Origin of the sequence: Variovorax sp. LjRoot84 (assembly GCF_964254305.1) — a bacterium.
Taxonomy (GTDB): domain Bacteria; phylum Pseudomonadota; class Gammaproteobacteria; order Burkholderiales; family Burkholderiaceae_C; genus Variovorax.
On sequence record NZ_CAXUTE020000001.1, the window covers coordinates 4,489,604 to 4,501,579 of the forward strand.

16 protein-coding genes are annotated in these 11,976 nt (G+C 68.0%); 11 read left to right on the top strand and 5 right to left on the bottom strand.

What is annotated here, in order from left to right; all coding sequences use genetic code 11:
• Window positions 1-4 precede the first annotated feature (4 nt).
• Window positions 5-883 (bottom strand): MBL fold metallo-hydrolase, encoded by an 879-nt coding sequence (locus tag ACSQ9I_RS22295; RefSeq protein ID WP_436314506.1) that lies wholly within the window; start codon window positions 881-883, stop codon window positions 5-7.
• 74 nt (window positions 884-957) lie between these two features.
• Between ACSQ9I_RS22295 and ACSQ9I_RS22300 the strand changes: the two genes are divergently transcribed.
• The 6 genes from ACSQ9I_RS22300 to ACSQ9I_RS22325 all read left to right on the top strand — a co-directional run bounded on the left by ACSQ9I_RS22300 (window position 958) and on the right by ACSQ9I_RS22325 (window position 4,789).
• Window positions 958-1,344 carry an ArsR/SmtB family transcription factor gene (locus ACSQ9I_RS22300; RefSeq protein ID WP_436305010.1) on the top strand — a complete coding sequence of 129 codons (387 nt, stop codon included), beginning with the start codon at window positions 958-960 and terminating at the stop codon, window positions 1,342-1,344.
• Window positions 1,341-1,772, top strand: a complete 432-nt coding sequence (locus ACSQ9I_RS22305; RefSeq protein ID WP_436314507.1) for a YeeE/YedE family protein — start codon at window positions 1,341-1,343, stop codon at window positions 1,770-1,772. The genes ACSQ9I_RS22300 and ACSQ9I_RS22305 overlap by 4 nt, the downstream gene beginning before the upstream one ends.
• Before the next feature lie 3 nt (window positions 1,773-1,775).
• Window positions 1,776-2,240: a DUF6691 family protein gene (locus tag ACSQ9I_RS22310; protein ID WP_436314508.1), complete on the top strand. Its 465-nt coding sequence runs from the start codon at window positions 1,776-1,778 to the stop codon at window positions 2,238-2,240.
• A gap of 140 nt (window positions 2,241-2,380) precedes the next feature.
• Window positions 2,381-3,409, top strand: coding sequence for an ABC transporter substrate-binding protein (locus ACSQ9I_RS22315; protein ID WP_436314509.1), 1,029 nt, complete (start codon window positions 2,381-2,383; stop codon window positions 3,407-3,409).
• 19 nt (window positions 3,410-3,428) lie between these two features.
• Window positions 3,429-4,400, top strand: a complete 972-nt coding sequence (locus ACSQ9I_RS22320) for an isopenicillin N synthase family dioxygenase (RefSeq protein WP_436305014.1) — start codon at window positions 3,429-3,431, stop codon at window positions 4,398-4,400.
• A gap of 74 nt (window positions 4,401-4,474) precedes the next feature.
• A complete protein-coding gene (locus ACSQ9I_RS22325) occupies window positions 4,475-4,789 on the top strand; it encodes an EthD family reductase (protein ID WP_093111216.1) in 315 nt (104 codons plus the stop codon).
• Here the strand turns inward: ACSQ9I_RS22325 and ACSQ9I_RS22330 are convergent, their stop codons facing one another.
• From ACSQ9I_RS22330 to ACSQ9I_RS22340, 3 genes are all read right to left on the bottom strand, one after another.
• Window positions 4,790-5,188 (bottom strand): OsmC family protein, encoded by a 399-nt coding sequence (locus ACSQ9I_RS22330; protein ID WP_436314510.1) that lies wholly within the window; start codon window positions 5,186-5,188, stop codon window positions 4,790-4,792. It abuts the gene before it with no gap.
• A 121-nt stretch (window positions 5,189-5,309) separates the two neighbouring features.
• Window positions 5,310-6,206, bottom strand: coding sequence for an SDR family oxidoreductase (locus ACSQ9I_RS22335; RefSeq protein WP_436314511.1), 897 nt, complete (start codon window positions 6,204-6,206; stop codon window positions 5,310-5,312).
• Between the two features lie 43 nt (window positions 6,207-6,249).
• A complete protein-coding gene (locus tag ACSQ9I_RS22340; RefSeq protein WP_436314512.1) occupies window positions 6,250-7,122 on the bottom strand; it encodes a helix-turn-helix domain-containing protein in 873 nt (290 codons plus the stop codon).
• A gap of 200 nt (window positions 7,123-7,322) precedes the next feature.
• On the opposite strand from ACSQ9I_RS22340, the gene ACSQ9I_RS22345 reads away from it, so the two are divergent.
• Window positions 7,323-8,426, top strand: coding sequence for a mandelate racemase/muconate lactonizing enzyme family protein (locus ACSQ9I_RS22345; protein ID WP_436314513.1), 1,104 nt, complete (start codon window positions 7,323-7,325; stop codon window positions 8,424-8,426).
• A 37-nt stretch (window positions 8,427-8,463) separates the two neighbouring features.
• On the opposite strand, the gene ACSQ9I_RS22350 is transcribed toward ACSQ9I_RS22345, so the two are convergent.
• Window positions 8,464-9,540, bottom strand: a complete 1,077-nt coding sequence (locus tag ACSQ9I_RS22350; RefSeq protein WP_436314514.1) for an aromatic ring-hydroxylating dioxygenase subunit alpha — start codon at window positions 9,538-9,540, stop codon at window positions 8,464-8,466.
• Between the two features lie 281 nt (window positions 9,541-9,821).
• On the opposite strand from ACSQ9I_RS22350, the gene ACSQ9I_RS22355 reads away from it, so the two are divergent.
• The 4 genes from ACSQ9I_RS22355 to ACSQ9I_RS22370 are packed head-to-tail and all read left to right on the top strand — an operon-like array spanning window position 9,822 to window position 11,952.
• Window positions 9,822-10,334, top strand: coding sequence for a nucleoside deaminase (locus tag ACSQ9I_RS22355; protein ID WP_436314515.1), 513 nt, complete (start codon window positions 9,822-9,824; stop codon window positions 10,332-10,334).
• A gap of 26 nt (window positions 10,335-10,360) precedes the next feature.
• A complete protein-coding gene (locus ACSQ9I_RS22360) occupies window positions 10,361-10,579 on the top strand; it encodes a SlyX family protein (RefSeq protein WP_093111204.1) in 219 nt (72 codons plus the stop codon).
• Window positions 10,580-10,595: 16 nt separating this feature from the next.
• Window positions 10,596-11,117 (top strand): AAA family ATPase, encoded by a 522-nt coding sequence (locus ACSQ9I_RS22365; protein WP_436314516.1) that lies wholly within the window; start codon window positions 10,596-10,598, stop codon window positions 11,115-11,117.
• Window positions 11,118-11,121: 4 nt separating this feature from the next.
• Window positions 11,122-11,952, top strand: a complete 831-nt coding sequence (locus ACSQ9I_RS22370) for an urease accessory protein UreD (protein WP_436314517.1) — start codon at window positions 11,122-11,124, stop codon at window positions 11,950-11,952.
• Window positions 11,953-11,976: the final 24 nt, after the last annotated feature.

Here is an 11,976-nt window from a genome sequence, read left to right on the forward strand (position 1 = left end):
CGCACTACAACGTGTTCACCGGAATCTTCAGGTAGCGCACGCCATTGGATTCCGACGGCGGCAGCTCGCCGGCTCGGATGTTGACCTGGATCGCGGGCAGGATCAGCAGCGGCATGGCCAGGGTGGCATCGCGCTTCTCGCGCATGGCGACGAAGGCCTCTTCGTCGACGCCGTCGTGCAGATGGATGTTCTTCTCGCGCTGCGCTGCCACCGTGGTCTCCCAGTTCGGTGCGCGCCCGTCGGGCGGATAGTCGTGGCACATGAAAAGACGGGTCTGCGCCGGCAAGGCCAGCAGCTTCTGCACCGAGCGGTACAGCGCGCGGGCGTCGCCGCCCGGAAAGTCGCAGCGCGCACTGCCCACGTCGGGCATGAACAAGGTGTCGCCGACGAAAGCGAGCCGGGTCTCCCCCGCCTCGCTCTCCAGCACGTAGGCCATGTCGGCCGGCGTGTGGCCCGGCACATGCAGGGCCTTCATGCGCAGGCGGCCGACATGGAACACCTCGTCGGGCGCGAACAGATGGCCGAACTGCGAGCCATCGAGCCGGAATTCGGGTTCGAGGTTGAACACGGTCTTGAACACACCCTGCACGGCGCGGATCGCCCCGCCGATGGCGATGGTGCCGCCGAGTCGCTGACGCAGATAGGGCGCCGCCGACAGGTGGTCGGCATGGGCATGTGTCTCCAGCAGCCACGACAGCTTCAGGCCATGGGCCTGCACGAAGGCGATCACCCGGTCGGCCGACACGGTGGAGGTGCGGCCGGACCCGGGGTCGTAGTCGAGCACCGGGTCGACGACGGCGCATTCGCCACCATCGGCCTCGAACACCACGTAGGTGATGGTCGACGTGTCGTCGTCGAAAAAGGCCTGTACCTGCGCGTCCATGGGATGCATCGCTCCAACGTTCTATATTTTCACATTCTATTGATATACATTATGTTTTTCAATAAACTGTAACCATGGAATTCGACTCCGTCCTCCCCGCACCGCCATCCACCGAGGCGATGGCGCAGTTGCATTCGGCCGCCACCGAGGCCTGTTCGCTGCTCAGGGCCATGGCGAACGAGACGCGCCTGCTGCTGCTGTGCCAGCTGATCGGCGGCGAGCGCAACGTCGGCGAGCTGCAGGCGCTCTCCGGCATCGTGCAGCCCTCGCTGTCGCAGCAGCTCGGCGTGCTGCGCGACGAGGGGCTGCTGACCGCGCGCCGCGAAGGCAAGTTCGTCTACTACAGCCTCGCCAGCGCAGAGGTCATGGCAGTGATGCAAACGCTCTACGGCATCTTCTGCGCCAAGCCCGCCCGCACGAAGAAGGCGCCCGCGCGCAAGACCGCGGCGAAGTCGCGATGAGCATCGACTGGTCCCACTTCACGCCGTGGAGCGCCCTGGCCGGCGGCCTGTTGATCGGACTCGCGGCCGCGCTGTTCCTGCTGCTCAACGGCCGCATCGCCGGCATCAGCGGCATCGTCGGGGGGCTGCTGCAACGAGGCGGCGGTCGGGGCTGGCGGCTGGCTTTCGTCGCCGGCTTGCTGGCGGCACCGTGGGTCTGGCAGCTCGCAGGCGCACTGCCGCCGGTCGCCATCGCCGCGAGCACGCCGGTGCTGATCGCGGCCGGGCTGCTGGTCGGCGTCGGCACGCGCTATGCGAGCGGTTGCACCAGCGGCCACGGCGTCTGCGGCCTGTCGCGTGGCTCGCCGCGTTCGCTGGTGGCCACGGCCGCCTTCATGGGCGCGGGCTTCGCAACCGTCTACCTCGTGCGTCACCTGCTGGGAGCCTGAACGATGTTGAATGCAAGCGCAGCGCTGGCCGGACTTCTGTTCGGCCTGGGCCTGATGCTCTCGGGCATGACCGACCCGGCGAAGGTGCTCGGCTTCCTCGATCTTGCGGGCAGCTGGGATCCGTCGCTCGCCCTCGTGATGGGCGGTGCGGTCGCGGTCGGCGCGGGCGCCTTCGCGCTGGCGAAACGGCGCCGCCGGAGTTGGCTTGGGCAAGCGATGCAACTGCCCGCCGCCACCCGCATCGACCGGCGGCTCCTGCTCGGCAGCCTGGCCTTCGGCGCCGGCTGGGGTCTGGCCGGCTTCTGCCCGGGACCGGCGCTCGTGAGCGCGGCCGGCGGCAGTGCGCAGGCGCTGATCTTCGTGGCGGCCATGCTGGCCGGGATGCTCGCATTCAGTCTGGTCGAGGGCCTCCGCCGCAGGCGCTCGAGCGCTACTGGCACGGAACCTGCACCAGACTCCGCGGAGTAGAAGCGTTCACCGTTTCGCCGTGAAGACGCCCAACGACGGTGCGGCTTCTGCGGCGTGTCGGCCGGAAATTGCTCCGAAGGCAGCGCACGCCAGCGCTGCCTCCGGTGTCCTGTTTCCAACCGCCCACGGAGTTTTCATCCATGCAACGTCGTTCTCTTCTGCGCGCCGCCGGCGCCAGCGCCCTCGTCACCGCCGCGCCCTTCGTACGCGCCCAGGGCTCGCTCCAGAAGTTCAAGTTCAACCTCGGCTGGAAGGTCGAGGCTTCCGGTGCCGGCTTCCTGCTCGCGCAGCAGCGCGGCTACTACAAGGATGTGGGTCTCGAGGTGACGATCGACACCGGCAACGGCTCGGCGTCGGCGATCAGCCTGGTCGGCAGCGGCGCCTACGACTGCGCCTCGGCCGACCTCGCGACGATGATCGAGTTCAACGTGAACAACCCCACTGCCGGGCTCAAAGCCGTCGCGATCCAGTACGACCTGAATCCCAACGCGATCCTGGTGCGCAAGGGCGGCCCGATCGCCAAGCCGGCCGACCTGGCCGGCAAGAGCATCCTGGGCCAGCCCTTCAACGCCTCGCGCAAGCTCTTTCCCGCCTTCGCCAAGGCCCAGGGCTTCGACCCCTCGGGCGTCAAGTGGGAGAACGTCGCGCCCGACATCGGCGACACGCGCTTCGTCAAGGGCGACTTCGACGCCTCGGCCTACTTCTTCTTCACCGGCCTGCTCAACCTCAAGGCCCGCGGCATGGGGCCGGAGCAGATCACCGTGTTCCGCTTTTCCGATCACGGCATGAAGTCCTATGGCAACGGCCTGGTGGCCAACGCGAAGAGCATGCAGGAACAGGGCGATGCCATGAAGGCTTTCGTCAAGGCATCGACGCGCGGCTGGATCGAGGCGATCGCCGACCCGAAGGCCGGCGCCGGCGCCATCAAGACGCGCGAGCCGCTCGCCAACGAGGAGATCGAGTTCGAGCGCCTGAAGCTGATCGTCGACGGCACCATGAAGACACCCGACACGCGCAGCAACGGCTGGGGCGCCGCCACGACCGCGCGGCTGCAGGCCACGATCGACGAGACGGTGGGCGCCTTCGGCCTGAAGAGCAGTCCGGCGGTCGCGGACCTCTGGACCGAGCGCTTCCTGCCGCTGGCGGCAGACCGCAAGCTCAAGGCCTGACGAGACACAAGGGCGCGCCGTGGCGATCCCCGTCATCGACCTGCAGCACGCGCTGGCGCCCGGCGGCGCGCGCAGCGCGGAGGCCGCTGCGCAACTGCGCGCCGCCGCCATGGCCTCCGGCTTCTTCTATGTGCGCAACCATGGCGTCGACGCCGAGCTCGTGGCACGCCAGTTCGACGTCGCGCACCGGCTGATGGCGCTTCCGGAGGAGACAAGGGAGGCGTTGTCGATGCAGCACTCGCCAACGATGCGCGGCTTCGAGAACATCGGCGCGCAGACGCTCGACGCCGAGGCTCGCCCCGACCTGAAGGAGAGCTTCTATTGCGGGATGGCCTATCCCGACGAACACCCCTACGTGCGAGCCGGCTACCAGACCTACGGCCACAACCAGTGGCCGAGCGAACTGCCCGATGCGCCGGCGCAGTGCGAGCGCTACATCCGCACGATGCTCGCACTCGCGACGCGACTCATGCAGCTCATGGCGCTGTCGCTGGGCCTGCCCGAGGGCTACTTCGACGCGAGCAGCGAAAGCCCGATGCTCACGCTGCGCATGATCCGCTACCCCGCCCATCCGGCCGATGCCGACGAGCGCACCTTCGGCGCCGGCGCGCACACCGACTGGGGCGCCGTCACGATCCTTGCGCAGGACGCCCACGGCGGCCTGGAAGTCTGCATGCCCGACGGCAGCTGGGTGCCCGCGACACCCATCGAGGGCTGCTTCGTCGTCAACCTCGGCGACATGGTCCCGCGCTGGACCAACGGCCTCTACCACTCCAACCCGCACCGCGTGCGCAACCTGCATTCGGGCGGCGCGCCGCGCTATTCGATCCCCTTCTTCTACGAGCCCGACTACTTCGCACGCATCGAAGCTGTGCCGGGCACGGTGCCGGCCGGCGAGGCGCCGCGCTACGCCCCGTGCACGGCCGGGGAGCACCTGCGCGAGATGTACCGCAAGACCTACGGACTGAAATCCGGCGCGGCGGTTGCATAGCCGGCCATACGGCCGGTTGTTTCCCGCTGCGCCTTCTCCTATGCTGGCGGCCCCCCCCAACAAGGAGATAAGCAATGATCAAGGTCAGCGTGATGTACCCCCATACGCCCGGAGCGCGATTCGACCACGACTACTACCGCGACAAGCACATGCCGCTGCTCAAGAGCAGGATGGGCGACGCCTGCAAGTCCTACACGATCGATAAAGGGCTGGCCGGCGGGGCACCTGGCGAACCGCCCACCTATGTCGCGTCTTGCCACATCTTCTGCGACTCGGCGGAGGCTTTCCAGACGGCCTTCGGCCCGCACGCCAAGGAGATCCTTGGCGACATCCGGAACTACACCGACCTGAAGCCGGTGATGCAGATCAGCGAGGTGGTGGTGGGCTGATCACACCAGCCGCGTCTCGATCTCCGTCTTGACCTCGGTCATCAGCCGATGCAGCGGGCACTTGCCCGCCACCCGCAGCAGCGAGGCGCGCTGTTCGTCGCTGAGCTGGCCGGTGACGCGCAGGGTGGAGTCGAGCTTGTAGACGCCTTTGCGTTCCTCGCTGTCGTCGCGGTTCACCACGACTTCGATGTCTTCCACCGGAATGCCCTTGTGCTGGGCATAGACCAGCACGGTCAGCGCCTTGCAGGCGGCCAGCGCGGAATCGTAGAGGTCGTGCGGCGAGGGGCCCGCGTCGGTGCCGCCTGCATCGGGCGAGGTGTCGACCGCGATCTCGTGGGCACGAACCTTGAGGATGTGGCGGGTGCCGGTGGTGCCGTCGCGGCGGACCGTGATGCTCATGGAATTTCCTTTGAAGGGTGAGAGATTCGGCCGGCGCCGCCTGTGAATCCAGGCGTTGCCATCGGGCGCTCCTGCTGGTGACAGCGCCCGATGGTAGTCGCTGAGGGCCTGTCAACAGGCCCTACATCTCGAAGGCCTCGACCTGGCGGCCGTCGATGTCGGTGAAGCCGTATTCGCGCGCCAGGTCCGCCACGCGGTGCACCGCGCCGCTCTTGTCCAGCACCTTCGGGTCGCCCGCCAGCGCGACCACCGCGCGGCCCAGGTAGCGCGGCGACTCGGTACGCGCCAGTGCCGGGCGCTCGGTCCAATGCGCCTCGTCGGTCTTGTGCCCGGTCAGGACGAATTCGGTGCGCATCCAGCCTGGCGACACGGCCAGCGAAGCGACGCCGTGCGGGCGCAGCTCCTGCGCCATGCCGAAGGCCAGGCGGCTCATCGCGGCTTTTGCCAGGTCGTAGAAGAGATTGCCGCGCAGGTAGCGATCGCGGTCCCAGAAGGTGGTGGTCACGATCAGCCCCCGGCCCTGGCCGACCATCATCGGCGCGGCAAAGCGGCTGGCCAGCAGGTGGTTGCGCACGCCGCGGTCGAACATCGAATCCCATTGCGCGAGCGAGTGCTCCCAGAAGGGCGCCTCGAACACGCCGTTGAAGGTCTCGTGGCCGCCCCAGGCGTTGTTCACGAGCAGGTCGAGCGTGCCTTCGTCGCGCTGCACCTGCGCGAACAGCTTCGCCACCTCGTCTTCGCGCGTGTGATCGCATCGCACCGCGATGCCGTGGCCGCCGCCTGCCGTGACCTCCTCGGCCGTCGCATCGATGCTGCCCGGCACCGCGGCGAGCCCCGACAGCGCGAGGATGTCCCCGTAGGTGTCGGCGGGTTGCGCCCGCGTGCTGCGCCCGGTGACGTACACCGTGGCCCCGGCGGCGCCCAGCTCGACGGCGATGCCGCGCCCGGCGCCCCGGCTGGCACCCGTCACGATGGCGACGCGTCCCTTCAGTGGCCGGTCCGTGTTCTTGTCCTGCATTCGTTCTCCTTTCGTTGGCTTTAGGGCCTACGGTAGTGCGGACTCAAGCCGCCGTCTTGGAAGAACCCGAAATGCGGTGGCCGAGGAACTCGGTCGGCGTGATGCCGCAGAGCGCCCGGAACTCGTTCACCAAATGCGATTGATCGTAGAAGCCTCCATCGAGCGCGAGCTCCGCCCAGGCCGGCGTCTGCTGTTGGCGAAGCGCGCGCAGGCAGGCGTGAAGCCGCGCCAGCCGGCTCCAGGCGCGCGGCGAAAGTCCCACGTGTTCGTGGAAGAGCTGCTGCAATCGACGCTCGCCGATGCCCAGCGCGGCGGCCACTTCGCGCAGCGGAAGCCGGCCGCCCGAAGCGGCGATGCGCTGCGCCGCATGCATGGCGGCCGAAAGCTGCGGCGATGCCTCGCTCGCGAGCAGGCGGCGTTGCAGCGCGGCGCCGAGCAGCGCGATCCGCGCGGCATCGTCGCGCGCCTCGGCGATGCGCTCCAGCAGCTCGGCACCCTCGCCACGCCACAACGCGTCCAGATGCACGGCCGTGCCGCCGATCTCGCCGGCCGGCATGCCCAGCAGGGCCGCCGCCGCGCCGGGGCGCAGCGTGACGCACAGGCCTTCGATCCTGCTGCGCAGGCGCACCATGGCCGGCGCCGTGGATGCGCCTATCGCCTCGACGGGCTCGCCGGCGCCCTCGCTCGCCGACGGCGCATCGCCCAGGTTGAAGATGAGGCGCACCGCGCCGTCGGGCAGCACGCGCTCCAACACCTCGTGCCCCTCGGGAATGGTCTCGCGGCACAGGAGGATGTGCGAAACGTGCCGGCGCAGCGGCGCGGCCACGTCGAAGGACTGCAGCGTGCCGGCGGGAGCGCTCGCTTCCGGCCCGTGCAAGGGGTCGTCGTCGAGGCGGAGATAGAGGCGCTCGCTCATGGGGGTGAATCCATCGGCTCCGCGCGGGCGCGCGGCGAACCGGTCGATCCGGTCGATCCGGTCGATCCGGTCGATCCGGGCAGTTTGTAGCACTTCCGGCACGGGCTGCGGTCGAGAACGCCGTAGACTCGTTCTCCCCAAGGGATGACATCGATGGCCGGCCGCCAAAGCGGCGGCCACCGCCTTCAGGAGCGCTTTGAATGAAGATTCAGCACATCGAGGCGATTCCCTTGCGCATCCCGTTCACGGTGGGCGGCAAGTCCGATGCAGGCGCCTGGGGCGGCAAAGACCTGAAGACCGTGGATTCGCTCCTGCTCAAGGTCAGCACCGACGACGGGCTGGTCGGCTGGGGCGAGAGCTTCGGCTTCACGGCCGTTCCGATCGTCAAGGCGGCCATCGACGCCGTCGTCGCGCCGCTGTGCATCGGCCGCGATCCGGCGCTGATCGAGAAGTTGATGCAGGAGCTGCAGCGCACCTTGCACATCTTCGGGCGCAGCGGCGCCCTCATGTTCGGCCTTTCGGCCCTCGACATCGCGCTCTGGGACATTGCCGGCAAGGCTGCCGGGCAACCTGTGCACCGGCTGCTCGGCGGCAGCGACGCGAGCGCGCTGTCCTGCTACGCCAGCCTGATCCGCTACACCGATCCGGAACTGGTTGCCGACAACGTGAGGCGCGCCCTGGACCTCGGGTACCGGCGTCTCAAGCTTCACGAGATCGACCCGGCCTGCGTGCGCGCCGCGCGCGAAGCGGCCGGCGACGAGGTGGAAATCACGCTGGACGTCAATTGCCCGTGGTCCGTGCGCGAGGCACTGGACATGGCCCGACGGCTGCAACAGTGCAACCTGCGGTGGCTGGAAGAGCCGGTGTGGCCGCCGGAGAACCACGCGGGCCTGGCGCGATTGCGCCGCGAGGGCGGCATTCCGATCGCCGCGGGAGAGAACGCATCGACTCTGATGGACTTCGCGCACATGCTGCAGGCGCAGGCGGTGGATTTCATTCAGCCCAGCCCCGCCAAGATGGGCGGGATCACGGAACTGCGCAAGGTCTTCGCGCTGGCGAATGCGAACAACACGACGGTCATGGTGCACGCGTTCTACGACGGGCCCGGGCTTCTGGCCGGCATTCACGGCAGCGCGGCGCTGGGCGGCGCCAATGCGTTGGTCGAGTGGCGTTTCTTCGATCTGGAAGCGCAGCTCTTTGGCGACGCCATCGTTCCGAAGAACGGGATGATGGCCGTGCCTCAGGGCCCCGGGCTCGGCATCGAGCCGAGCGCTGAAGTGATCCGCGACTACCGGCTGCATTGACGGCCGGCGGGTGCCACCGGTCGGCAGACAGCAAACCTCAGGCCGCCCGCACCAGCGGCTCGACGCGCATCCCGCGGTGCACCTCCGATTCGCCATGCTTCGCGAGCAGCTGCATCAAGTGCTTGCGGATCAGCATGCCGGGCCGGTCGGACTCCATCGAGTACTCGACACCGCGGCGGCGCGTGTCGACCAGCGCATCAGGGTCGGTCGATTCGAGGATGTCCTTGTCCTCGCGCGTGATCTCCGCGTCGAAGTCGATCAGCATCTGCGCCGCGCAGTCGGCCTCGGTGTCGTTGCGAAACAGCCATTGGCACAGCTGCATGCGACCATCGTCGATGGGCGTGAAGCAGTTGATGATGATGTGTCGGATGCCCGAGGGATATTCGATGTCGAGCCGGCGCGAGAAGGGCAGGAAGTAGGCGTTGCGCATGTGGCGCGTGGTGATCGGGTCGACGACGCCGCTGATGGCGTGGAACTTGGCCGGGTTGGTCGCCTCGATCACGGTCTCGGCATGGAAGCCGCTCTCGTTCTCGACCAGCTCGTACTTGCTCGGCTTCGGACTCGCGGCCACGCCGAAGGTCGCGCGGTGCACGAAGCTGAAGTGCGAGTTGTCGAAGGAGTTCTCGAGCGCGCGCATCGGGCTGGTCTGCCACTCTTCGTGGAACTGGAAGATGGTGCGGTAGCCAGGGTCGTCGAACTCGGGAATCTGCGGGATCTCCGCGATGGGGTCTTCCAGCGCGACCCAGGCATAGCCGTAGCGCGCCGTGCAGTGGTAGGCCGTGGTCCGATATTCGGGCGAGATCCTGCGCTCGGCCTCGTACTGCGGGATGCGGATCACCTGGCCGCTGCGGTCGTAGGTCCAGCCGTGGTAGCCGCACTGGATGGCGCCCTGGGCGCAGGCCTTGCCTTCGGCATCGACGCACCAGCCCTTCGACAACCGGGCGGTGCGGTGGCAGCAGCGGTCGCGCAAAGCGGCGGGCTGGCCTTTTGCATCGAGAAAAAGAACGATGTTCTCGCCCAGCAGCATGAAGGGCCTGGGCCCCTGCTGCAGATCGGCCAGCGGCATGACGGCATGCCAGAACTTGCGGAAAACGGGTTGCTGCGTGACGAGCATGAAAGAACTCCTTCGGTTGCGTGGGAACACATGAAAGAGCAATTTCCCGCCGCGGCTCCCGTCGAAATCAGGACGCCGGACTGAACGCTTCTACTCTGCGCAGATCTCATTGCAAGTTGCGCGCCCGGATTGTCTCGCAGACGCTGGCATGCGTCATGCATTTGTCATACCAAACCATTGAGCATTTCACAGTGCGCGCACCGCCGCAGTGCATCGCACGAGGGCCTGTTAACGCTATTTGCGGGGTCGAAAATGGCGTTAACAGGCCCTAACATCCCAGTATGAGCCCCCTTTCCCTTTCCAGCGAAATCGAACTCGACGAGCGCGACGGCCGCTACCTGCGCAAGGCCATCGTCTGGTCGCATGCAGCACGTCGCCGCGGCAACCGGCCCTTCGGCGCCATCGTGGTGTCGGCCACCGGCGAGGTGCTGGCCGAGGCCTACTGCAACACGGCCGAGACCGGCGACGTCACCGGCCATGCCGAAACCAATGCCGTGCGCGCGCTCGGCGAGCGCGGGCTGTCGCGAGAAGAGCTGGCGGGCACCACCCTCTATTCGTCCGCCGAACCCTGCGTGATGTGCGCCGGCGCGATCTTCTGGTCCAACATCGGCCGCGTGGTGTTCGGCATCGACGCCGAGCGGCTGCGCATGTTCCGCGGCGAGCGCCCCGAGCAGCGCGATGCCGAGCTCTCGTGCCGCGATGTGTTCCAAGCCTCGTCGCATCCCATCGAATGCATCGGCCCGGCGCTGCTCGACGAAGCCATAGCGGCGCACGTGGGGGCGTGGAAGGACTGAGCCTGCTCTTGCTGTCCAATAGCGGCATGCAAAGCCCGCACGACACAGAACGCCGCCTCAACGAACTGGAGATCAAGGCCAGTTTCACCGAGGACCTGCTGGACCAGTTGAACCTGGCCATATACAGACAACAGCAGCAGATCGACAGCCTGGCCCTTCAGGTCACACAGCTTCGGCAGCAGAGTCCCGACCCCGGAGCCGGCGCGACGCGCAACCTGCGCGACGAGCTGCCGCCTCACTACTGAAGGCGACGGAGAACCGATGCTGGTCGTATTCGGGGGATTGCCGGGGGTCGGTAAGTCGACGATCGCACGCGAGCTCGTGCGCCGGTGCCAGGCCGCCTACCTGCGGATCGATGCGATCGAGCAGGCCATCAGGGATTCGAAGGTGCTGGCCGCGGACATCGGCCCGGCCGGCTACATGGTGGCCTATTCACTCGCCAGATCGAATCTCGAGCTGGGCCGGATGGTGGTCGCCGGCTGCGTCAACCCGCTGCCGATCACGCGCGCGGCCTGGCAGTCGGTGGCGCGCGAGGTCGGAGTGGCGCTGGTCGAGGTCGAAGTGATCTGCTCGGACGCGAACGAGCATCGGCGCCGCGTCGAAGGCCGCATCGGCGACATCGACGGACTGGCCCTGCCGACATGGTCGTCGGTGACGAGGCACGACTATGTACGCTGGACCAGCGACCACCTGATCATCGATACCGCACTGCTGAGCCCGCAGAGCGCGGTGGACGCCGTGGTCGACGCGATGGATCGCGTCCGATCCGCATCCCTACACTAGCCCCATGCCATGGCACGCGCGACTAGCCCTCGCCTACAACCTAGAAAACCAGCGCAGCGTCGCCCGCTTTCGCCATGAAGGCCCGCTGCGCATCCTGCAAAGCCTCTACCCCGAAGGCGACGCCGTCTGCCACAACGTGCTGGTGCATCCGCCCGGCGGGCTGGTCGGCGGCGACACACTGGACATCGCGGTGCGCGCCGCGGTGGGCAGCCACGGCCTCATCACCACGCCGGGCGCCACGCGCTTCTACCGCTCCGAAGGCGAGCTGGCGCTGCAGCGCACCGAGCTCACGCTCGAGGCTGGCGCGCGGCTCGAATGGCTGCCGCTCGAAGCCATCTGCTACAGCGGCTGCCGCGCCGAGAATCGGCTGACACTGCGCGCGGCCGAGGGCGCCGAGCTGATCGGCTGGGACGTGACGGCGTTGGGCCTGCCCGGCGCCGGCAAGCCCTTCGAGCTCGGCAGCCTGCAGCAGCACATCGAGGTGCCGGGCGTGTGGCTGGAACGCGGGCGCATCGATGCCGCGGACACGCGCCTGCTGCAAAGCCCGATCGGCCTGGCCGGACACCGCTGCCTCGCCTCGATCTTCTTCCTCGCGGGCTCGCCGATCGCGCGTGCGCGGCGCGACGCGGCGCTCGAGGTCACGCGCGCGCTGATCGATGCGCACGGCCTGCGCGAGAGCGCCGGCGCGACCAGCCCGCATGCCGAAATCATCGTGCTGCGCGCGCTCGCACCGGTGGTCGAGCCGGCCATGCAGCTGCTGCGGCAGGTGTGGAAGGCATGGCGGGCCGAGCTCTGGCACATGACGGGTACGCCGCCGCGCATCTGGGCGATGTAGGGGCCTCGTCCGACGAGGCGGCCC